Raw genomic sequence first — 21407 nt, forward strand, 5'->3', positions numbered from 1 at the left:
GTGTCACCCGATCAGGCTGGTGTCCTGCTTGTGGACAAGCAGGAGGTTTGACGTGTTGCCGAGGATGCGGTCGTTGGAAATCATCAGCTGGGCGGAATGGGCATCGCGCAGGTGCCGGCCGATGCTGAACGGCGTGCCGTTCTTGTAGCCCATGATGCCGACGATCAGCATCGCCTGGTTGATGATGGCGAGGATCGTCTCGGAAGAGGCGATCTTCACGTTGTTCATCGCGACCGCAAAGCCCATGGAGGACAGCCGGTCCGGATCGGCCTTGGCGGCTTCGTATTCGCGAAGGCCGGCGATCGTGTTCGACTTGACGAGCTGCAGCAGGTTGGAAGCTTCCGCCAGCCGCAGCGCGCCGGGCGGCGTCACGCCGGGGCTCTTGCGGGCGGCGGCGCGCACGTATGCCTGAGCGCGGGAAACCGCGTTGACGGCGATACCGTACCAGACAGCACTCCACAGCAGGTGCGAGGTAGCGAGCATCGACTGGGCGGCGATCTCGGCGAAGGGTTTGGGAAGGATCTGTTCCTTCGGCGCTTCGCCCTTGAACAGCCAGCCGTCCGAGCAGGTGCCGCGCATGCCGAGCGTATCCCAGACATGGGTCTGCTCCAGCGTGTACTGATCCTTGGTGAAGACGGTCATGACCTGGTCGGTCGAGGCGGCGTCGGTGTGCGCCCGCGACGTGATGAGGATCGCGTCGGCATGCGCGCCGTAGGAAATGACGGTGGCGTCCTTGGTGAGGCGGCAGGTGTCGCCGTCGACCTCGATGGCACAGATGCTGTTGCGCAGGTTGCCGCCGATGCCGCCTTCGGTCGTTGCCGAAGCGAGCAGCAGCTGTTCGTCGGAAACCCGGCGCATGAAGGCCGAATGCCAGCTATCGCCCACGCCGTGCGAGACGAGGCTCGACAGCTTGATGTGGTGCATGGCGAAGACCATGGCGGCGGCCGAGCAGCTCTGGCCGAGCAGCGAGCAGGCTTCCGCGATCTCGGAGACCGAGGCATCCTCGCCACCGAGGCTTTTGGGGATCTGGATGGAGAGCAGCCGTTCGGCGATCATCGCATCGACAGCTTCCCGGGGGAAACGGCCTTTGGCGTCCACGTCGTCGGCATGCACTGCGGCCACGGCGGACACGCGCTGGGCGCGTTCCGCGAAGCTCGTACCGACGGTCATGGTCATTCGGCTGCCTCCGCGCTGCCGGTCAGACCTTCGACCGCCCGCGTGATCGCGGCGATGCTCTGGAAGGACTTGCGGTTCAGGAGATTGTCGGGAAACTCGACGTCGAAGGCTTCTTCGATGCCGAGCATCACCTGTACGGAGGCGAAGGACGACAGGCCTGCGGCATAGAGATCGGCGTCGTCGGCCAACGTCTCGACCGGCACGGGGAGACCGCCGTGTTTGCCCAGAATGTCACGGATCTTCTGCTTCATGTTCTTCTCCATCGCTTTCTTGGCCGGCCCATGGGCTGGCTTCCGTATTCTTCCCAGGAAACATAACCGACGGTTGATAAGATCGACTGAAGGGACATGGATAAGATTTCGTGAAGCGGCACGAGAGAGCGGATCGCCCTGCAACAGGCCTTGCGGGGCTTCTATGAAGAAAGATCAAATGGTGCTGGTTTTTCAGGCGGTTGCGGTGTGGGAACCCTGTCTCGGTGTGGCACGCGTCGATGAGATTGGCATTCCGTTAGCCATACGCCGAAAGCGTGTGGGATTGGCGGTTCCGGGGCTTGAAAAAATGCTTCAGGGAAGGGCGGGGCAGCTTCCGGGTTTCGCGGGCAGGCCGCCACCGGCAATCAGCGCGGCAAGCTGCGGCCGGTCGCCATCGACGGTTGGCTGGATGTTGAGCGGTTCGGTCGCCGGCCACCAGTCGCCACCGGCCCAGTAGGTCCAGCCGGTCCAGACGGCCTGTTTCTGGCCGACGAGCGCCGTCATGCGGGCCAATCCGTCGAGGCAGGCCTTGTCGGCGGAGCCACCGAATTCACCGAGGAAGCCGCGTTTGCCGTTGCGCTTCAGCCAGTCGGTGAAACCCTGGAGGGCCTTCATCGCATCGTCGGCGCGTGCGCAGGTCTCCGCCTTGCCGGAAAAATCGTCGTCGAGATACTGGTGCACCTCGTAGGCGTAGTTGTTCGCGGGATCCTTGATGCCGAGCATGACGGTGCCGTTGGCGCCACCGTCGCGCTCCTGTTCCCAGCTGTGCGCGCCGGTCCAGATCGTGCCGGGCACGAGCACGAGGTTCTTCGCGCCCGTCTCGCGGATGGCGGCCATGGCGGCATTGGCCGAGGCCAGCCATTGCGTCGCCGTCACGTCATAGGGTTCGTTCATCAGGCCGAACTGTACGCCGTCGTCGTCCTTGTAGTCCTCGGCGAGCCGCTTCCAGAGATCGGCGAACGCGCTGTCGGGCACCTTGGCCGAGCCGATCTGGTTATTGCCGTAATAGGCGTAGTTGTGGGGATCGAGAATGACGGTCATGCCGGCGTCGCGCAGCGCCTTGACGGTGGCGGCCAGCCGCTTGCGCTCCGCCTTGTCGAACCCGCGGTTGAGGCGCGGCTGCAGCCGCTCCCACTTGAACGGCAGGCGCACGGCGTTGAAACCCTTGCCGGCGAAATAGGCGATCGCCTCGGCGGAGGGGTAGGTGTAGTCCTTGCCGTAGGTTCCGCGGCCCTTGCCGAACTCGGCTCCCGCAAGGTTGACGCCACGCAGGCAGGCGGCGCCGGCTTCGGCCGGAATCGTAAGGCAAACCATGGCTGCCACCAGTCTGAAGAGTGCCGATGCGCCGCCCGAGGATGCCATGCCTGTCTCCGTTCCGGACTTCGCGCCACCGGACATGTGTGAAAACTAGGGGACCAGAACGTGTTAGGCGCCGGGACGTTCCGCGAGAAGCCCGCCGGTTTCGCCACGCCTGATGTCGCCGAGCGCGGCACGATAGACGTCAGCGTAGCGATCCGCCACCCGATCCCAGGAATAGGCCGCCGCCGCCTCTATCGCCGCGCGGCGATAGCCGGCGGGATCGAGCGCCAGCATGGCGTGCGCCCCGGCAATGCCATCGGCGGCCGTTCGGGCATCGGCAAAATCGCAGAGCCGGATTTCCGGGTGGCTGGCGGCAAGGTCGGTATAGGCGACGTTCGGGTGCAGCACCGGCACCAGCCCCGCACTCATCGCCTCGATGGCGACGAGGCCGAAGCCCTCGTATTCCGAGGCGGAGGCGAAGAGCGAGGTGTCACCGATCAGGCCGCGCACGGCTTCGTTGGGAAGGCCGATATGCACGGTGACATTGGATCCGAGGCCGCGCGCCCGCACCATGCCGGCCAGATCGTCGGCGGAATGGTCGCCGGGCACGCCGGCAATGTCGAGATGCCAGGCCGGGTCGGCGGCGGCGAGCGGCACCATGGCGTCCATCAGACGGTCGAGGCGCTTGTTGACGGAGAAGCGGCCGACGGTGATCAGGCGGCGGCGGGCGTCGCGGGCACCGGCATCACCGAACTTCTGCGTATCGGCGCCATTGTCGATGCGCACGACGCGGCGTCCGGCAATCTTCTGGAAGGTGCGGGTATCCTGCGCGCTGCAGCCGATGATGCGGCGATAGGCGAGCGCGGAGAGGCGCGTCGTGGTGTTGAACCAGACGGTCTTCAGGCCGGAGAATTTAGCCGTGTGGAAGAAGCCGCCATGGGTCGTCGCGATCAGCGGCTTGCGATGGGCCAGCCAGCCCCAGGCGAGCGCGTCGTAGAAGAAATCGATCGCGTGCACATGCACGATGGCGGCGTCCGAGAGGTGGCGGAAGACTTGCGGCGCAATCGGATAGCGCGTGCTGCCGGAATAGGGGATGCGCACCACCTCGACGCCATCGATCATTTCACGGGCCGGCAAGGTCTTGTCGGGCGCGGAAAACAGCCGGTCGAGCGTGACGACGCGCACGCGAAAACCGCGCGACAGCAGCTGGCGCGACAGTTGCGCCACGACATCCTCCAGCCCGCCGCGGTTCGGGATGTACTGGCGCACGACCTGCACGGCAAGCGGCGCGGAAACATTCGGGACGGCAAGGTTGGCAGGGCTCATCGCGGTCATCCGTGGCAAAGGCTGAAGCGCCGCGGCCGGTCAGGCGACGGCGATGCCGGGCGACACCATCGCGCCCGATCGGGCCGATCAAGACGCCCGCGATGTTAAGGCCACGTTAAGGCGCGCGGCCTTCCGCAAACAGGCTTAAGAGATTGCAACCGCCGCGCATCCTGAGCGCGCGGCCTGCCGCGGCGCTCAGTGCGCCTCGTCCCAGTTCGTCGCTGCACGCGCATCCACCTTCAGCGGCACCTTCATGGAAAGTGCGGGCATGGAGGCGTTTTCCATGACATCGACGATGACGGGGATGGCCTTGTCGACCTCGCCGTCCTCGACCTCGAAGATCAGTTCGTCATGCACCTGCAGCAGCATGCGGGCGGAAAGGCCGGCAGCGGCGAGCGCCGGCTCCATCTTCACCATGGCGCGGCGGATGATGTCGGCGGCAGAACCCTGGATCGGCGCGTTGATCGAGGCGCGTTCGTTGAAGGCGCGCACCGACGGGTTGGACGACTTGATCTCGGGATAATGCGCGCGGCGGCCGAAGATGGTTTCAACATAGCCATGCTCGCGGGCGAAGGCCTTGGTCGAATCCATGTAATCCTTGATGCCGGGGAAACGCTCGAAATATTTCTTGATGTAGTCGCTGGCTTCCGAGCGCTCGATGGAGAGCTGGTTGGCGAGGCCGAAGGCCGAGATGCCGTAGATGATGCCGAAATTGATCGCCTTGGCGCGGCGGCGCACGTCCGACGGCATACCTTCGACGGGAACGCCGAACATTTCCGATGCCGTCATCGCATGGATGTCGACGCCATCGGCAAAGGCCTGCTTCAGCTGCGGGATTTCGGCGACATGGGCGAGCACGCGCAGCTCGATCTGGCTGTAGTCGGCCGAAACCAGCTTGTTGCCCGGTGTCGAGATGAATGCCGTGCGGATTTTTCGACCTTCAGCCGTGCGGACAGGAATGTTCTGAAGGTTCGGATCGGAGGAGGAGAGGCGGCCTGTTGTCGTCGAGGCCAGCGCGTAGGAGGTGTGCACGCGCTTGGTGTCGGGATGCACGAAGCCGGGCAGGGCGTCGGTATAGGTGGATTTCAGCTTGGTGAGCTGGCGCCAGTCGACGATTTTTCGCGGCAGCGGAATGCCCTGGGCGGCGAGATCTTCCAGCACCTGCGCGGAGGTCGACCACTGGCCGGTCTTGGTCTTGGATGCGCCGGGCAGGCCCATCTTGCCGAACAGGATGTCGCCGAGCTGTTTTGGCGAGCCGATATTGAAGCGCTCGCCGGCAAGCTGGTAGATTTCCTCTTCGTAACCGGCAGCACCCTGCGCCAGTTCGCCCGACAGCCGCGACAGAACCTGGCGGTCGACGGTGATGCCGCGCTCTTCCATGCGGGCAAGCACCGGCACCAGCGGACGTTCCAGCCGTTCATAGACGGTCGTCATGCGGTTGGCGGCGAGGCGGGGCTTGAGGACATGCCAGAGGCGCAGCGTGACGTCGGCGTCTTCGGCCGCGTAGGCGGTGGCGCGGGAAATATCGACCATGTCGAAGGTCTGCGCGCCCTTGCCGGAGCCCGCGACGTCCTTGTAGGCGATCGGCTTGTGGCCGAGCCAGCGCTCCGAGAGCGTGTCCATGCCATGCGTCGTCACGCCGGCATCGAGCGCATAGGACATCAGCATCGTGTCGTCGAAGCCCTGCACGGTGATGCCGTGGCGGCGCATGACGAGGTAATCGTATTTGAGGTTCTGCGCGACCTTCAGCACCGAGGGGTCTTCGAGCAGGCTCTTCAGCCGCTCAAGGGCCGCGCGGATCGGGATCTGGCCATCGGCCAGTCCGCCACCCAGGAGATCGCCGACGCCGGTCTTGTGGTTGAGGGGAACGTAACAGGCGCGGATCGTCGTGCCCGTCGGATCCTTGGCATTGTCGGCAATCGCCAGGGAGAAACCGCAAAGCTCCGCCTGCATGGCGTCGAGCGAGGTCGTTTCCGTGTCGAAGCCGACAAGGCCGGTTTCGCGCGCGGCGGCGATCCAGCGGTCGAGCGATTCGAGGTCGCGCACCGTCTCGTAGGTGGAATGGTCGATCGGGGCGGCGGAAAAACGCTCCGCGCGCGCCCTGGCAAGGGCTGAAGGCGTCGCATCGCCGGTGCCGGCGGAGGGCTGCGGCGTCGCAGCAGCCTCGGCGGCCGCCTCATTGCCGTCAAGGGCCGGCGCGGGACCGGTCAGATCGCCCTTGTCGAGATCCGGGCCCCGCGCTTCCGCCCCCCATTCCACCGGTACGGCCGCCGGCTCGATGGCGCTCGCATCGCAGGCACAGTCTTCCGCGACACGGCGCGTCAGCGTGGTGAATTCCATGGCCTTCAGGAAGGCGATCAGCCTGGGTCCGTCCTGCGGGTGCAGGATCAGCTCGTCCAGCGTCGTATCGAGCGGCGTATCCGTCTTCAGCGTGACGAGCTGGCGCGACAGCAGAACGAGCTCGCGATTGGCGATGATGTTCTCGCGGCGCTTGACCTGCTTGATCTCCTCGGCGCGGGCAAGCAGCGTGTCGAGATCGCCGTATTCTTCCAGCAGTTGCGCGGCAGTCTTCGGGCCGATGCCGGGCACGCCGGGCACGTTGTCGGTCGAATCGCCCGTCAGCGACTGCAGGTCGATCATCTTTTCCGGCGGCACACCCCATTTCTCGATGACTTCGGGAATGGAGATCTGCTTGTCCTTCATACCGTCATACATCGAGATCTTCTCGGTGACGAGCTGCATGAGGTCCTTGTCGGAAGAGACGATGGTGACGTCGGCGCCGTCGGCCTCGGCGAGGCGCGCATAGGTGGCGATCAGGTCGTCGGCCTCGAACCCTTCCTTCTCGATGCAGGGCAGGTTGAAGGCGCGCGTCGCGTGGCGGATCAGGCCGAACTGCGGGATCAGGTCTTCCGGCGGCGCCGAGCGGTTCGCCTTGTACTGGTCGTAGAGTTCGTTGCGGAATGTCTTCGAGGAATAGTCGAAGATGACGGCGAAATGCGTCGGGGTGACACCCACATCCGTGTTGCGCGCATCCTTCAGCAGCTTCCACAGCATGTTGCAGAAACCCGACACGGCATTGACCGGCAAACCGTCCGATTTGCGGTTGAGCGGCGGGATGGCGTGGAAGGCGCGGAAGATGAAGCCGGAGCCGTCGACGAGGAAGAGATGATCACCTTTTTTCATGGGGTGAATGGATAGCGCGGGCTTCCTTCCGCGTCCATCTCTCATTGCGGTTCAAAGACCCTTCGAGGCTCTCCAAAAGCCTCACACGAACGTTACCAATTTGTAATTCTCAAAGGCCTGCGAATCCCTTGAAAAGCCACATTCGGACCCACAAATATTCCTCATCGGCACCTGATCAAGCCGCTGTCTGGCATCCCGGCCTGTCCCCCGCCGCGCCAGACAAGGACAAAGGCCTCATCCCCCTCTCCGGGCCTTTGTCCACTCTTCGCAGAAGCCGCCGCGACAAGCCTCCTGTCGTTGGCGGCTTCTCGCATTTCGGGCCGCTTGCCGCGTCTTTCGAGCCACTTGCAATGCCTGCGATCCATCATTGTCTTCCGCCGGGAACCGGCATAGCCTCCTGCCATGGATTTTGACCGGAAGGAGTCGGCCGGCTACCTCGCCAATCTCCTGGCGAAGGGGGCGTCCCGCGCATTGCAGGCGCGGGCGGATGGCAGCGGCTTGGCGCCCGGCCAGTTCCCGGTGCTCCTGGAGCTATGGAGCGGCGACGGCCTCACCCAGCGCGAACTTCTGGACCGGCTCGACATCGAACAGGCGACCATGGCCAACACGCTCGCCCGCATGGAGCGCGACGGGCTGATCTCGCGAAAAAAACATCCCAAGGACAAGCGGGCGCAGCTCGTCTATCTCACGACACGCGGCAAGGCGTTGCGCGAGACGGCGATGGCGGCGGCCCTGGAGACGGAGGACGCGCTGTTCCAGGGATTCCGACGGTTCGAGCGGGAGCTGCTGCTCGAATATATGCGCATGGTGCTTGCCAATCTCAGCCGCGATCCGCGGCTCTGACGGCGCAGAACCTTCATACGATTTGCCCTCTCCGACGCGATCGGTCTAATGTCGCGCCCGAACGTCATTTGATTTGCGCATGGTGTGCCCGCAAAGCGCTCGAAACGCCTTGCGCGCCATGCATTGGGGAATTCGACCATGACCAATATCCTGCCCGTCCTCGATCGCGCCAGCGCCGATATTCCGGCCAGTCTCGAACGCCTGTTCGAGCTGGTGCGCATCAAGTCCATCTCCACCGACCCGGCCTTCAAGGCGGATTGCCGGCGGGCGGCCGAATGGCTGGTCACGGAGCTGCGCTCGCTCGGCTTCGACGCCACGGTGCGCGACACGCCCGGCCACCCGATGGTCGTCGCCCATCACGACGGCGCCAAACCCGATGCGCCGCATGTTCTGTTCTATGGCCACTATGACGTTCAGCCGGTCGATCCCCTGAACCTTTGGGACCACGATCCTTTCGAGCCGGCCGTTCGCGATGCCGGCGAGGGCCGCCGCATCATCACCGGACGCGGCACATCCGACGACAAGGGCCAGCTTCTGACCTTCGTCGAAGCCTGCCGCGCCTACAAGGAAACCGTGGGGTCGCTGCCCTGCCGCGTCACCATCCTGTTCGAAGGCGAAGAGGAATCCGGTTCGCCTTCGCTGAAACCCTTCCTCGAAGCCAATGCCGCCGAACTGACCGCCGATTTCGCGCTGGTCTGCGATACCAGCATGTGGGACGCCGATACGCCGGCGATCTCGGCGGGCCTGCGCGGGCTCGTCGGCGAAGAGGTCGTCATCAAGGCGGCCGACCGGGATCTGCATTCCGGTTATTTCGGCGGTGCTGCGGCAAACCCGATCCATATCCTATCGACCATTCTCGCCGGCCTGCACGACGAGACCGGCCGCGTGACGCTCGACGGTTTCTACGACGGCGTCGAGGAGACGCCGACGCAGATCAAGGCGGCCTGGGAGACGCTGGGCAAGACGGCGGAGGGCTTCCTCGGCGAGATCGGCCTTTCGATCCCCTCGGGCGAAAAGGGCCGTTCCGTGCTGGAACTCACCTGGGCGCGCCCGACGGCGGAAGTGAACGGCATCACCGGCGGCTATACCGGCGAGGGCTTCAAGACGGTCATTGCCGCCGAAGCCTCGGCAAAGGTCTCCTTCCGCCTCGTCGGCAAGCAGGATCCGGCAAAAATCCGCGACGCTTTCCGCGCCTATGTGCGCGCAAAAATCCCGGCGGACTGCACCGTGGCGTTCCACGCGCATGGCGGCTCGCCGGCCATCCAGCTGCCCTATGATTCGGCCCTGCTGACGAAGGCGAAATCCGCTCTTTCCGACGAATGGCCCAAGCCCGCCGTCGTCATCGGCATGGGCGGCTCCATCCCGATCGTCGGCGATTTCCAGAAGATGCTCGGCATGGAATCCCTGCTCGTCGGCTTTGCGCTTTCGGACGACCGGATCCATTCGCCGAACGAGAAATACGAACTGCGCTCCTTCGAGAAGGGCATCCGCTCCTGGGTGCGTATTCTGGCCGCCCTCGCGGCGCGCTGACGCAGATGTGATCACAGGCTGGACCAGCGTTAACCCGAGGGAACGGAAATGCTGGTCCACTGACCGAACAAAGGGCCGCGCCGCTTCAGGGTGGATGACAGGCCCGGACGGTGGGGACGACGAAATGGCTTTTTACGGGGCAGGTGCAGGAACACCTTGCTGCTCTGGCGTTGGGGCGCCGGGCACAAGGGGGAAGGCGGGATGAAGCGGCTGAAGAAATTCTTCTGGCCGCTGGTCAGCACGCTCGCGATCGTCCTGTCGGTCTATATCCTCTACAAGGACCTGAGGGGCCTTTCGCTCGATGATTTCATGGCGAGCATCAACGCCATCCCCGTTTCGGGCTGGGTGCTCGCATGCTGCGCGACGCTCCTCGCCTATGCGGCGCTTGCGGCCTACGACCATCTCGCGCTGGAACATCTCGGCCACCGCATATCGCTGTGGTTCATCACCATCACCTCCTTCACCACCTATGCGCTCTCGCACAATATCGGCGCCTCGGTCTTCTCGGGCGCGCTGGTACGTTACCGCGCCTATACCTCGAAAGGCCTGACGGCTTCGGAGGTCGGCGTCCTCGTCGCCTTCTGCTCCTTCACCTTCGCGCTCGGCACGGTGATGCTGTTCGGCCTGGTGCTGGTGCTGGAGCCGGAGATCGTGGCGCGCTTTTCCCATGTCCTGCCGATCGAGGCGGCGTTTTCGACCGGGATCTTCATCCTGGCGCTGGTGGCGCTCTATGTGATCGGCAGCCTCGTCGGTTTCCGGCCGATCAATACCCGTTGGCTGAAGCTCGAATATCCGAAGCCTTCGCTGGTCTTCCGCCAGCTTTTCATTGCGCCCATCGAGCTGATCGGGGCGGCGGCGATCATCTATTTCGTGCTGCCGGCAGAGGGCAATCCCGGCTTCTTCGTCGTGCTCGGCATCTTCCTCGCCTCCTTCTCCGTCGCGCTGCTTTCGCATGCGCCGGGTGGCATCGGCGTGCTGGAACTCGTCTTCATCGCCGGCCTGCCGGACATGGATCCGGCAACCGTTCTGGCGGCGCTCGCGGTCTTCCGGCTGTTCTACCTGATCATACCTTTCATCATGGCATTGGTGGTTATCCTGATCTACGAACGACAGCGTTTCCTCGCCCGCCGCAGCAACGGCGAAGACTGACGATACGGATAGTTTTGGTTCATCCCGGGTTCAGCCGAATTCTTTCATGCTATGAACCGTCTAGATCACTGTTCAACAGTGACAACCAAGGGAGATCGACATGAAGACAACGATCAAGAGCGGCTTTGCCGCTGCCATGGCCGTCGCCATGTTCGCCACGACATTCGTATCGGCGCCGGCCATCGCCATGCCGCTTGCCAAGGTCGGTGCCGCCCAGACCAGCGATGTCGAGCAGGTACAGTACCGCGAACGTCGCGGCTGGCACGGTGGCCATCGCGGCTACAGGCATAGCCGCCATGGTTATCGCCGCCATTCGGATGGCTGGTGGTATCCGCTGGCCGCCTTCGGTGCCGGCGCGATCATCGGCGGCGCGATTGCCAACGACGGCTACGCCCAACCGCGCTACGAGGGCATCAATCCGCGCCACATCGAATGGTGCTATGCGCGCTATCGCTCGTATAGGGATTACGACAATACGTTCCAGCCCAATTACGGCGGTCGCCGCCAGTGCTACTCGCCTTACTACTAAGGTTTTCTCCCGGGCGGCCCGAAAGGCCGTCCGGTCTCGTTCAAGACCCTATTGGAAGAGTTTCAGCACGCCCTCGGCATTGCTGTTGGCGATCTGAAGCGTCTGCAGGCCGAGCTGCTGTTGTGTCTCGAGCGCCTTGAGCCGGGTCGATTCCTCGTTCATATCGGCATCGACGAGCCGGCCGATGCCCTGGCCGATGGCATCGCTCAGATGCTCCAGGAAGGCTGACGACAGCGCGATGCGCTGTTCCAACGCGCCGAACATCGAGGCGACTTTCGCCATGCGCTCCGTCATCAGGTCGACGACGACGGTCATTTCTCCCAGCTCTTCGCGCGTCGTCTGTGGCGTGAGCGTGATTTCCGGATGGCCGCCATGGTTGGCGCCGCTGATCAGCACCCAGTCCTGGCCGAAGCCCTGCATGGTGGCAAAACCGGAATTGGTGATGATGCCGTCGCAGCCGCCATCCGAGACGAGATAGAAGACCTGGTCCGTGTCGAAGACGGCGGTCATGTCGAACTTGATGCTGGTGATCGAGACGCCGCCGGCCTCGTTGCGCACGAAGGAGGCCGGCAGCGATTTCACGCCGTTCTGCATGGGATCGGTCGGATCCGTCATGTGCAGCCAGTTCTGGCCGGCGAAGGAGGCGGAGGAGGCGATCGAACGCAGCTGGTCCTTCAACTGGTCGAGCTCCGTATTGATCTTCTCCTTGTCGACGCCATCCTCATGCGCGGCCACGAGCTTGGCCTTGACCTGATGCATCACCTCGATGGCCGAGGACATGCCGGCATAGGCGGTGTTGACGATGCTTTCGCTGATGCCGAGCGCATCGGAAACGGCATCCAGGGCCATGCTGTCGGAACGCATGGTGGTCGCCACGGCCCAATAGGCCGCGTTGTCGTCGGCGCCGCCTACGCGAAGGCCGCTCGAAACCCGGCCCTGCGCATCCATCATGCTGGAATTGAGCGTGCGAAGCGTCTGAAGCGCAGAGATCGCGCCCGCATTCGTAAGGATGCTGGTCATATCGAAACATTCAAAAAGGGAGATTGTGCCCATCATGGGCGGGAAGGTCATGCCGAGTAAGCGGAATTATGGTTAACAAAATCTGAATCACCCAATTTTTACCAATTATCCCAATGAATTAGTATTCTCTTGAATGCTTTTGGCTACAATGCGGACGGGTTCGCGCGAGGCAGATTGGCGGCGCCGGGCCTGCTAGCGGCAACGGCGCGTTTGCGATTCCTTAACCACCCCTTAAATCGCCTCATTTAAGGTTCAGGGACCACAACGTTTTCAAGGGCATATCCGACCGTTCATGGCAGCCAACCGCAAATCCCAGCGCATCGAACCGTCCTTCCAGGCATCGGCAGGCCGGGACGACGACGACTTCCATGTCGGCGCGGGCGATCGCGTGGCCGGTGGCGGCGGGCGCAAGGGGCGCGGCAAGGCGGCGAAGGCCGAGCGGCCGCAGCGCGGCTCCAGTCGGCGACGCGGTGCTTCGGGTGGTGGTGGCGGCGGCCTTTTCGGTCTCGTGCGCCGGCTTATCTACTGGTGCGTCGTGCTCGGCATCTGGGGCGCCATCGGCGTCGGCGGGTTGGTGCTCTACTACGGCGCGCGCATGCCGAGCGCCACGAGCTGGTCGATCCCCGACCGGCCGCCGAACATCAAGATTCTTGCCGTCAGCGGCGATGCGATCGCCAATCGCGGCTTGACGGGCGGCGAGGCGCTGAACCTCGAAAACATGTCGCCCTATATCCCGCAGGCCGTCATTGCCATCGAGGACCGGCGCTTCTATTCGCATTTCGGCGTCGATCCGCTGGGCCTTGCCCGCGCGATGCTCACCAACATCACGACCGGCCGCATGGTGCAGGGCGGCTCGACGCTGACGCAGCAGCTCGCAAAAAACATGTTCCTCTCGCCGGAGCGCACGCTGGAGCGCAAGGTGCAGGAAGTGCTGCTCGCCTTCTGGCTGGAGCATAAATATTCCAAGGACCAGATCCTTGCGATGTATCTCAACCGCGTGTTCTTCGGCTCGAATTCCTATGGCGTCGAGGCCGCTTCGCGGCGCTACTTCAACAAGTCGGCGCGGGATGTGAACCTCGGCGAGGCAGCCCTTCTTGCGGGTCTCCTGAAGGCGCCGTCGCGCCTGTCGCCGGCGCGCGATCCGGAGGCGGCGGAAGCCCGCGCCCAGGTCGTGCTCGGCGCCATGCGCGAAGAGGGCTTCGTCACCGAAAACGAAATCAAGACCGCGATGTCGCAGACGCCGGCGCGGGCGAAAAGCTACTGGTCCGGCGCGCAGCACTATGCCGCCGACATGGTGATGGCGCAGCTGCCCGGCATGATCGGCGACATTACCGAAGACCTCGTCATCGACACGACGATCGACCTCGACCTCGAGAAAAAGGCCGACGAGGCGATAACCGCGGTCATGGACAAGGAAGGCGCCAAGCTGAACGCCTCGCAGGCGGCCCTCGTTTCGATCGACGGCACGGGCGCCATCCGCGCACTGGTCGGCGGGCGCGACTATGCCGAGAGCCAGTTCGACCGCGCCTCCAAGGCCAAGCGCCAGCCAGGTTCGGCCTTCAAGCCCTTCGTCTATGCGGCCGCGCTGGAAGCGGGCCGCTCGCCGCTGTCGGTGCGCAACGACGCGCCAGTGAAGATCGGCAAGTGGACGCCTGAGAATTACGACCAGAAATACCGTGGCGAGGTGACGCTCTCCTCCGCGCTCGCCAATTCGCTGAACACCATCGCCGCCCAGCTCGTCATGGAGGTCGGCCCCGACGAGGTGGTCAAGCTTGCGCGCCGGCTCGGCATCGAATCGGAGATGCAGGCGAATGCCTCGATCGCGCTCGGCACCTCCGAAGTGACGCTGGTCGAGCTGACGGCCGCCTACGCCCCCTTCATGAATGGCGGCTACAAGGCGACGCCCCATATCATCCGCCGCATTTCGACGGCCGACGGCAAGGTGCTCTACGAAAACACCTACGACAACCCGCCGCGCGTGCTGGAGGAAAACATCGTCGCCCAGATGAACGGCATGATGGAACGCGTCATCACCGAGGGCACCGGCAAGAACGCCCGTATTCCCGGCTGGCAGTCGGCGGGCAAGTCGGGCACGACCCAGTCCTTCCGCGACGCGCTCTTCGTCGGCTACACCAGCAACCTGACGACCGGCGTCTGGTTCGGCAATGACGACGGCAAGTCGATGAAGAAGGTGACGGGCGGCGGACTGCCGGCGAAAGCCTTCAGCCAGTTCATGACCGCCGCCCATGCCGGCCTCTCGCCCTCGCCGCTCTTCGGCACGGCGGGCGGCGGCCAACCGGTGGTGGAGGGTACCGAACCAGCGCCCGAAGGCGACCAGCTGTTCGACATCATTTCCCGCACGCTCGGCACCGATAACGGCGATAGTCGCGACGGTCAGGCCGTCGCCGCCGAACAGACGGGCGCGGTGCCGCTCGACGACGGCCTCGTTCCGCCCGCCGATGTGGGCGAGCCGCGACAGACGGGGACGCGGCGCACGACGTTGCTGGACGTGCTGTTGGGGGGCTGAGGACGTCGGCGCGTTCGCCGTGCCTTCTTGGCTTAACCCCAAGCGACGATCACGTTCTCAGGTTCTCTTGGGTGATCGATCCAGACGCGGATTCGTGTTTTGACCGTAGGCACGGGAATGCTGGCAAACTCTGGTTCGTTGGCGTCGAAGAAGATAAGCTTCTTTTCGGGCGTGTTGAGAATGCCATCGAACGTCGGTGGCGTCGACATCGGTATTTCCAAGGCCTCACCAACAGTAAAATTTGTATCGCCGTCGTTCCAATATGTACATGGAATGCTGACGCAGTCGGGCGTGAAGGGAATGATTCTTTCCCTGAAATCGTAGGGAACATCGCGCAGAGTGCGGCTCGCGAGGTAAACGCTGTTGTATTCGGGTGCTATGCTGAAGTGAAGAATAGCCATTTCAGAATTTCCCGCCACTTACGATGCCGCCCTGCGCATTACTGCAGAAAAGGCAATGAGGATATATGCGTGTAGGTGTACCCGGTGAAGTTGGCACTTGGTGATCTCCTACATACCCTCCTTTCTTGGTTCCGGGTATCTTCGTGCCGCATCGGTGGCAGCCGAATTTGCGACCGATGCGGTTGATCTCTTCCTGTTCAGCTCGCGTAAGCCTCCGATTGGTGGATGGAGCGACGATCCATTCCGATGAAAACGGTCCTGGGCCGATGCGTTTAACCGTCAATTCATATACCCTAAAATGTGCCTCTCTTGTTACGGCTTCATTGGCTCTAATCAGGCCTTTGACAGACTCGTAAAGCTGTGATGGTGGCTTCCAGTTCGGATCGATTTTTCTGACGGCGCGCAGCGCCTCCTGCATTTGGCTTGTACTGACCGCCAGCCGCGCCTCCTGCGCCGGCGTGATGGCCTGCCATCGGCCAAGGATACGCACCTGCCCGTTGCCACGCGGACCACGGCGGCTGACGAGGACGGGGTGGCTGTCGTTGCTTCGGCGGTCCACTGCCCGCCGTCGGGATTGCCCGCGGCGACACGCGGCTGGTCGAGTCGGAAGCCGGCCCTCAGATGAAGGGATAGGGCCAGCGCGCGGATTTCGACGGCGAGCGCCGCATGTCGGTACCTTGATCGTACAAGGTTCTGGTCTGTCTGCTCCGCCGGGTCATGTGCTTTGCCATCCGCTCTCGAGTCCATTGGATAAGGATGAGGGCGGTGGAGACGGGGGGATAAGTTGGCGCCGGAAAAACCGGCGGTCCATTAGCGGCCGTGGCAAGTGGTTGAATATGTGGTATTTTTCTAGAATTCTGCTTCAAGCATCATCGTCGTTCCTCCCGCAGAAGACGATGAGTGACCTCCATTTCCCCGATTGGCTCCGGCGTTTTCGAAGAACCGCCCGAAATCCTTGAGGCAATCCCTTGAATCCCGCCCGCGATTGCGGTTGATTGCGGCTTGCCAGGATAGGGAGCGAATTCCGCCTCGCAGGCACTGATTTCGCGCGCTTTGCGGCGCGTGAATGTCTTGCAGTCGTTCGGAGGCGTCCTTATATACCCCGCAAAGCTTCGGTTCACGCCGATGCTTTCGCTAAGACCATACCATTAGGGGCTGCCAACAGAATGCCTGAATGGGTTCCGGCAGTTCGCTTGAAGGAGAGAATGACATGGCTAAAGTAATCGGTATCGATCTCGGGACGACCAATTCCTGCGTATCCGTCATGGACGGCAAGGACGCGAAGGTCATCGAAAATGCCGAAGGTGCGCGCACGACCCCGTCGATCGTCGCCTTCAATGATGATGGCGAGCGCCTGACCGGCCAGCCGGCAAAGCGCCAGGCCGTCACCAATCCGGAAAACACCCTGTTCGCAGTGAAGCGCCTCATCGGCCGCCGCTACGACGACAAGCTCGTCGAAAAGGACAAGGGTCTCGTTCCCTACAACATCGTCAAGGGCGACAATGGCGACGCCTGGGTTCAGGCCCAGGGCACCGGCTATTCGCCTTCGCAGATCTCCGCGATGATCCTTCAGAAGATGAAGGAAACCGCCGAATCCTATCTCGGTGAAAAGGTCACGCAGGCCGTCATCACCGTTCCCGCCTACTTCAACGACGCGCAGCGCCAGGCAACCAAGGATGCCGGCAAGATCGCCGGTCTTGAAGTGCTGCGCATCATCAACGAGCCGACGGCCGCAGCGCTCGCCTACGGCCTCGACAAGAAGGACGGCAAGACCATCGCCGTCTACGACCTTGGCGGCGGCACGTTCGACATCTCGGTCCTGGAAATCGGCGACGGCGTCTTCGAAGTGAAGTCGACCAACGGCGATACCTTCCTCGGCGGTGAAGATTTTGACATGCGCCTGGTCGAGTACCTGGCGGCCGAGTTCAAGAAGGACCAGGGCATCGACCTGAAGAACGACAAGCTCGCTCTGCAGCGCCTCAAGGAAGCTGCCGAAAAGGCCAAGATCGAACTCTCGTCCTCGCAGCAGACCGAAATCAACCTGCCGTTCATCACGGCGGACGCTTCCGGCCCCAAGCACCTGACGATGAAGCTGACCCGCGCCAAGTTCGAAGCGCTGGTCGACGATCTTGTCCAGCGCACCGTTGCGCCGTGCAAGGCAGCCCTCAAGGATGCCGGCGTCACGGCGGCCGAGATCGACGAAGTCGTTCTCGTCGGCGGCATGAGCCGCATGCCGAAGGTGCAGGAAGTCGTCAAGCAGCTGTTCGGCAAGGAGCCGCACAAGGGCGTCAACCCGGATGAAGTCGTCGCCATGGGCGCCGCCATCCAGGCCGGCGTTCTGCAGGGCGACGTCAAGGACGTGCTGCTTCTCGACGTGACCCCGCTGTCGCTCGGCATCGAAACGCTGGGTGGCGTCTTCACCCGTCTGATCGAGCGCAACACGACGATCCCGACGAAGAAGAGCCAAACCTTCTCGACCGCCGAAGACAACCAGTCGGCCGTGACGATCCGCGTTTCGCAGGGCGAGCGTGAAATGGCTGCCGACAACAAGTCGCTCGGCCAGTTCGACCTCGTCGGCATTCCGCCGGCCCCGCGCGGCATGCCGCAGATCGAAGTCACCTTCGACATCGACGCCAACGGCATCGTGCAGGTTTCGGCCAAGGACAAGGGCACCGGCAAGGAGCACCAGATCCGGATTCAGGCCTCCGGTGGCCTCTCCGACGCCGACATCGAGAAGATGGTGAAGGACGCCGAAGCCAACGCCGAGAGCGACAAGAAGCGCCGTGAGGGCGTCGAGGCGAAGAACCAGGCCGAAAGCCTGGTCCACTCCTCGGAAAAGTCGCTCAAGGAATATGGCGACAAGGTCACGGAGCAGGATCGCAAGGCCATCGAGGACGCGATTGCCGACCTCAAGACCGCTGTCGAAGCCTCCGAGCCCGATGCCGAAGACATCAAGGCCAAGACCAACACGCTCATGGAAGCATCCATGAAGCTCGGTCAGGCGATCTACGAGGCCCAGCAGGCCGAAGAGGCCGCATCCTCGGGTGAGGCCGGCGACAATGTCGTCGATGCCGACTACGAGGAAGTCAAGGACGACAAGAAGTCGGCCTAAGCCTCCAGACAAGCCGGCCGCGTTTTTCGCGGTCGGCGCAAGTGGATAGCAAGAAGGCGGAAGTCAGCGCGAAGGGAACAAGGCCAGGATGATCACGCCCGTTCTAAGCGGTGACGATGTCATGGCCTTCCTTTCGCCCGGCTTCCGCCTTTTGCATGCGCGCTTTTCAGGCGTGCAGGTTAAGGCAAGCTCCCAGGTCCAGAACAAGAAGACCGTTCCTACGAAACGGACGTGAACCCGAATGGCAAAAGCTGATTTTTACGAAACGCTTGGTGTTTCCAAGACCGCCGACGAGAAGGAGCTGAAGAGCGCCTTCCGCAAGATGGCGATGAAGTATCATCCGGACAAGAATCCGGGCGATGCCTCTGCCGAGCACAAGTTCAAGGAAGTCAACGAAGCCTATGAGACGCTGAAGGACCCGCAGAAGCGCGCGGCCTATGACCGGTACGGCCATGCGGCCTTCGAGCAGGGCGGCATGGGCGGCGGTGGCGGTGCCGGCTTCCAGGGCGGCGGTTTCTCCGACATCTTCGAAGACATTTTCGGCGAGATGATGGGCGGCGGGCGCCAGCGTCGGTCCTCCGGCGGGCGCGAGCGCGGCGCCGACCTGCGCTACAACATGGAAATCTCGCTGGAAGAGGCCTATGCCGGCAAGACGGCGCAGATCCGCGTTCCCACGTCGATCACCTGCGATGTCTGTACCGGAACCGGCGCCAAGCCTGGCACCAGTCCGAAGACCTGCGCCACCTGCCAGGGCTCCGGTCGCGTGCGGGCAGCCCAGGGCTTCTTCTCGATCGAACGCACCTGCCCGACCTGCCATGGCCGCGGCCAGACCATCACCGATCCCTGCACCAAGTGCCACGGCAATGGTCGCGTCACGGAAGAGCGCTCCTTGTCGGTGAACATTCCGGCCGGCATCGAGGACGGCACGCGCATTCGCCTGTCCGGCGAGGGCGAGGCTGGCGTTCGCGGTGGGCCTGCGGGCGACCTCTACATCTTCCTGTCGGTGAAGCCGCACGAATTCTTCCAGCGTGATGGCGCGGATCTCTATTGCGCCGTGCCGATCTCGATGACGACGGCGGCGCTTGGCGGCACCTTCGATGTGGCGACGCTCGACGGTACGAAGTCGCGTGTCTCGGTGCCGGAGGGCACCCAGGCCGGCAAGCAGTTCCGCCTCAAGGGCAAGGGCATGCCGGTGCTGCGCTCCAGCCAGGTCGGCGATCTCTATATCCAGATCCAGATCGAGACGCCGCAGAAGCTGACCAAGCGCCAGCGTGAACTCTTGAAGGAATTCGACGAGATTTCCTCGAAGGACAACAATCCGGAATCCGCAGGCTTTTTCGCGCGGATGAAGGAATTCTTCGAGGGCTGATCTCTTTGAGAGAATTAAAGACAAGCCGGGGTCGAAAGACCCCGGCTTTTTTCATGCGGCGCGCAGGATGAAATTCGAAAACCGCTTCTGCACGAAGGGCGAGACGAAGAAGACCATCGCGAAGACCATGACGGGCGCGATGACCGCCGTGCGCTGCCAGATCGTCCAGCCCTCTGTCAGCGGCAGCACGATGTAGAGGATCGTGGTGATCAGCGGGTAGACGGGCAGCAGCATGGCGAGTGCGAGGTGCAGTTTGGAAAGCTTGCGGGGAGCGGATGGGGTGGTCATGGGAGGAGCCTTTATAGAACGGAACGTTTCGTTTATATAGAAACGAAACGTTCCGTTCAAGTACCTTTCGTGCTACACGGATAAAAAAGGAAAACGCCATGTCCGACGTCGTCGAAACCACACCCGCCCGCCGCTCGATCGGCGCCATGCGCAATCCCGAGAGCGAGGCTGCGATCCTTGCGGCGGCGGAGGCCGTGCTTCTGGAAAACGGGCTGAACGGCTTCTCCATCGAGGCGGTGGCCAAGCGCGCACGGGCCGGCAAGCCGACGATCTATCGCTGGTGGCCCTCCCAGGCCGCGCTGTTGCTCGATGTCTATCACGGCCGCAAGCGCGTGAACTTCATCTACCCCGACACGGGTACGATCCGGGGAGACCTGCGGGCCTATCTCTCCGGCTTGCTGACCACCTGGCGGGAGGGCACAAGTGGCGAGGTGTTTCGCTGCGTGGTGGCAAAGGCGCAGGCCGAGCCCGCGGCCCTTGCCGCCCTTTCGGCCTATATGGCCGACCGCCGCTGCCAGAGCGGAAAGATCATCGAGAAGGCGCAGGCGCGCGGCGAGGTGCGCGCGGGGGTCAGGCCCGAGCTGATTACGGAACTGTTGTCGAGCTTCGCCTGGGGGCGGCTCCTGACCGAACGGCTGGATGTCTCCGACGAGGAGATCGACGCGGTCGTCGACACGGTGCTGTCAGGCATCGCGTCGAAGCCGGCCGCCTGAAATTTTAGCCGTCCGTGCGGACGAGCCGCAGCTTGCCGTCCGTGTCCACCTCCGGAGCAAAGCCTTCATAGCTTTTCAGCCGCGGATGGCTGGTCTCGATCGGGTGATGATGCGTTGCCGTCATCACGGCCACATGGGCGCCTGCGCCTTCGCCGGCGAGAATGCCGGCCGGCACGTCTTCGAAGACCAGGCAATCGGCGGGATCGAAGCCGAGACGCGTGGCACCGAGGATATACCCGTCCGGGGCCGGCTTGCCCCTGGTCACGTCATCGGCCGTCACGATCACCGTCGGCAGCGGAATGCCGGTTGCCGCAAGGCGGCGATGGGCGAGCGCCACCGGGGCCGAGGTCACGATGCCCCAGCGGCCGGCCGGCAGCGCCGAAAGGAACTGGATCGCGCCGGCAATCGGCACGATGCCCTCGACATCCTCCATCTCCGCCTGCTCGACCTCCTTGGCCTCGGCGAGGGGATCGACGCCGGGCAGACCGAGCCGCGTGATCGTATCGATGCCGCGCACGCCATGCATGGTCGGCAGGAAGGTCGCGACATCGAGCCCGTGCTTGCGCGCCCAGTTGCTCCAGACGCGTTCGGTCGCCGGAATGGAATTGATGATCGTGCCGTCCATGTCGAACAGGAAGGCGGAAAAGCTGCGGTCGAAGACGGGGCGTGCGGAAGAGGACAAGAGGCAGAC

Annotated in this window: 18 protein-coding genes; 8 read left to right on the forward strand and 10 right to left on the reverse strand. The window is 63.3% G+C overall.

The features are described from left to right. Positions 1-3: 3 nt before the first annotated feature. The 5 genes from MUO32_RS15755 to polA all read right to left on the reverse strand — a co-directional run bounded on the left by MUO32_RS15755 (position 4) and on the right by polA (position 7235). Complete coding sequence (locus tag MUO32_RS15755; RefSeq protein ID WP_257949315.1) at positions 4-1176, reverse strand: acyl-CoA dehydrogenase family protein; 1173 nt, start codon at positions 1174-1176, stop codon at positions 4-6. After that, a complete protein-coding gene (locus tag MUO32_RS15760; protein ID WP_257949316.1) occupies positions 1173-1427 on the reverse strand; it encodes an acyl carrier protein in 255 nt (84 codons plus the stop codon). The genes MUO32_RS15755 and MUO32_RS15760 overlap by 4 nt, the downstream gene beginning before the upstream one ends. A gap of 312 nt (positions 1428-1739) precedes the next feature. Next, positions 1740-2789 (reverse strand): glycoside hydrolase family 5 protein, encoded by a 1050-nt coding sequence (locus MUO32_RS15765; protein WP_257949317.1) that lies wholly within the window; start codon positions 2787-2789, stop codon positions 1740-1742. Between the two features lie 63 nt (positions 2790-2852). Then, positions 2853-4052 (reverse strand): glycosyltransferase family 4 protein, encoded by a 1200-nt coding sequence (locus MUO32_RS15770; protein WP_374708667.1) that lies wholly within the window; start codon positions 4050-4052, stop codon positions 2853-2855. 195 nt (positions 4053-4247) lie between these two features. Continuing rightward, complete coding sequence (gene polA, locus MUO32_RS15775; RefSeq protein WP_257949318.1) at positions 4248-7235, reverse strand: DNA polymerase I; 2988 nt, start codon at positions 7233-7235, stop codon at positions 4248-4250. A 402-nt stretch (positions 7236-7637) separates the two neighbouring features. Here polA and MUO32_RS15780 point away from each other — a divergent pair, with 402 nt between their 5' ends. The 4 genes from MUO32_RS15780 (at position 7638) to MUO32_RS15795 (ending at position 11286) form a co-directional block, all read left to right on the forward strand. Next, positions 7638-8078 (forward strand): MarR family winged helix-turn-helix transcriptional regulator, encoded by a 441-nt coding sequence (locus MUO32_RS15780; RefSeq protein ID WP_257949319.1) that lies wholly within the window; start codon positions 7638-7640, stop codon positions 8076-8078. Between the two features lie 138 nt (positions 8079-8216). After that, on the forward strand, positions 8217-9608 hold the full coding sequence (locus tag MUO32_RS15785; RefSeq protein ID WP_257949320.1) for a dipeptidase: 1392 nt from the start codon (positions 8217-8219) through the stop codon (positions 9606-9608). Positions 9609-9809: 201 nt separating this feature from the next. Beyond that, on the forward strand, positions 9810-10757 hold the full coding sequence (locus MUO32_RS15790) for a lysylphosphatidylglycerol synthase domain-containing protein (RefSeq protein WP_257949321.1): 948 nt from the start codon (positions 9810-9812) through the stop codon (positions 10755-10757). A gap of 100 nt (positions 10758-10857) precedes the next feature. Next, positions 10858-11286, forward strand: coding sequence for a BA14K family protein (locus MUO32_RS15795; protein WP_374708668.1), 429 nt, complete (start codon positions 10858-10860; stop codon positions 11284-11286). A gap of 48 nt (positions 11287-11334) precedes the next feature. Here MUO32_RS15795 and MUO32_RS15800 read toward each other — a convergent pair whose 3' ends face one another. Then, a complete protein-coding gene (locus MUO32_RS15800; RefSeq protein ID WP_257949322.1) occupies positions 11335-12306 on the reverse strand; it encodes a flagellin in 972 nt (323 codons plus the stop codon). Positions 12307-12598: 292 nt separating this feature from the next. Here MUO32_RS15800 and MUO32_RS15805 point away from each other — a divergent pair, with 292 nt between their 5' ends. Continuing rightward, positions 12599-14833 (forward strand): transglycosylase domain-containing protein, encoded by a 2235-nt coding sequence (locus MUO32_RS15805; RefSeq protein ID WP_257949323.1) that lies wholly within the window; start codon positions 12599-12601, stop codon positions 14831-14833. 32 nt (positions 14834-14865) lie between these two features. Here MUO32_RS15805 and MUO32_RS15810 read toward each other — a convergent pair whose 3' ends face one another. Both MUO32_RS15810 and MUO32_RS15815 read right to left on the reverse strand, forming a co-directional pair. After that, complete coding sequence (locus MUO32_RS15810) at positions 14866-15234, reverse strand: hypothetical protein (protein WP_160858002.1); 369 nt, start codon at positions 15232-15234, stop codon at positions 14866-14868. A gap of 1 nt (position 15235) precedes the next feature. Continuing rightward, the gene (locus tag MUO32_RS15815; RefSeq protein WP_257949324.1) at positions 15236-15724 is read right to left on the reverse strand and encodes a hypothetical protein; all 489 of its coding nucleotides are present in this window, start codon (positions 15722-15724) and stop codon (positions 15236-15238) included. Between the two features lie 720 nt (positions 15725-16444). On the opposite strand from MUO32_RS15815, the gene dnaK reads away from it, so the two are divergent. Continuing rightward, positions 16445-18346 carry a molecular chaperone DnaK gene (gene dnaK / locus MUO32_RS15820; protein WP_257949325.1) on the forward strand — a complete coding sequence of 634 codons (1902 nt, stop codon included), beginning with the start codon at positions 16445-16447 and terminating at the stop codon, positions 18344-18346. 241 nt (positions 18347-18587) lie between these two features. Then, positions 18588-19715 (forward strand): molecular chaperone DnaJ, encoded by a 1128-nt coding sequence (gene dnaJ, locus MUO32_RS15825; RefSeq protein ID WP_257949326.1) that lies wholly within the window; start codon positions 18588-18590, stop codon positions 19713-19715. Between the two features lie 51 nt (positions 19716-19766). On the opposite strand, the gene MUO32_RS15830 is transcribed toward dnaJ, so the two are convergent. Next, positions 19767-20003, reverse strand: coding sequence for a hypothetical protein (locus MUO32_RS15830; protein ID WP_257949327.1), 237 nt, complete (start codon positions 20001-20003; stop codon positions 19767-19769). 98 nt (positions 20004-20101) lie between these two features. On the opposite strand from MUO32_RS15830, the gene MUO32_RS15835 reads away from it, so the two are divergent. Then, entirely contained in the window at positions 20102-20716 is a 615-nt protein-coding gene (locus tag MUO32_RS15835; protein ID WP_257949328.1) for a TetR/AcrR family transcriptional regulator, read from the forward strand. A 4-nt stretch (positions 20717-20720) separates the two neighbouring features. Here MUO32_RS15835 and MUO32_RS15840 read toward each other — a convergent pair whose 3' ends face one another. Next, complete coding sequence (locus MUO32_RS15840; protein ID WP_257949329.1) at positions 20721-21398, reverse strand: HAD family hydrolase; 678 nt, start codon at positions 21396-21398, stop codon at positions 20721-20723. Positions 21399-21407 lie beyond the last annotated feature (9 nt).

Origin of the sequence: Shinella sp. CPCC 101442, from assembly GCF_024704725.1 — a bacterium.
GTDB lineage: Bacteria > Pseudomonadota > Alphaproteobacteria > Rhizobiales > Rhizobiaceae > Shinella.

Coding starts and splice junctions, on each gene's coding strand:
- MUO32_RS15795 (WP_374708668.1), top strand. CDS start 10,858: ATGAAGACAACGATCAAGAGCGGCTTTGCCGCTGCCATGGCCGTCGCC.
- MUO32_RS15830 (WP_257949327.1), bottom strand. CDS start 20,003: ATGACCACCCCATCCGCTCCCCGCAAGCTTTCCAAACTGCACCTCGCA.
- polA (WP_257949318.1), bottom strand. CDS start 7,235: ATGAAAAAAGGTGATCATCTCTTCCTCGTCGACGGCTCCGGCTTCATC.
- MUO32_RS15770 (WP_374708667.1), bottom strand. CDS start 4,052: ATGAGCCCTGCCAACCTTGCCGTCCCGAATGTTTCCGCGCCGCTTGCC.
- dnaJ (WP_257949326.1), top strand. CDS start 18,588: ATGGCAAAAGCTGATTTTTACGAAACGCTTGGTGTTTCCAAGACCGCC.
- MUO32_RS15760 (WP_257949316.1), bottom strand. CDS start 1,427: ATGAAGCAGAAGATCCGTGACATTCTGGGCAAACACGGCGGTCTCCCC.
- MUO32_RS15805 (WP_257949323.1), top strand. CDS start 12,599: ATGGCAGCCAACCGCAAATCCCAGCGCATCGAACCGTCCTTCCAGGCA.
- MUO32_RS15755 (WP_257949315.1), bottom strand. CDS start 1,176: ATGACCATGACCGTCGGTACGAGCTTCGCGGAACGCGCCCAGCGCGTG.
- MUO32_RS15765 (WP_257949317.1), bottom strand. CDS start 2,789: ATGGCATCCTCGGGCGGCGCATCGGCACTCTTCAGACTGGTGGCAGCC.
- MUO32_RS15790 (WP_257949321.1), top strand. CDS start 9,810: ATGAAGCGGCTGAAGAAATTCTTCTGGCCGCTGGTCAGCACGCTCGCG.
- MUO32_RS15780 (WP_257949319.1), top strand. CDS start 7,638: ATGGATTTTGACCGGAAGGAGTCGGCCGGCTACCTCGCCAATCTCCTG.
- MUO32_RS15800 (WP_257949322.1), bottom strand. CDS start 12,306: ATGACCAGCATCCTTACGAATGCGGGCGCGATCTCTGCGCTTCAGACG.
- MUO32_RS15835 (WP_257949328.1), top strand. CDS start 20,102: ATGTCCGACGTCGTCGAAACCACACCCGCCCGCCGCTCGATCGGCGCC.
- MUO32_RS15810 (WP_160858002.1), bottom strand. CDS start 15,234: ATGGCTATTCTTCACTTCAGCATAGCACCCGAATACAACAGCGTTTAC.
- MUO32_RS15785 (WP_257949320.1), top strand. CDS start 8,217: ATGACCAATATCCTGCCCGTCCTCGATCGCGCCAGCGCCGATATTCCG.
- dnaK (WP_257949325.1), top strand. CDS start 16,445: ATGGCTAAAGTAATCGGTATCGATCTCGGGACGACCAATTCCTGCGTA.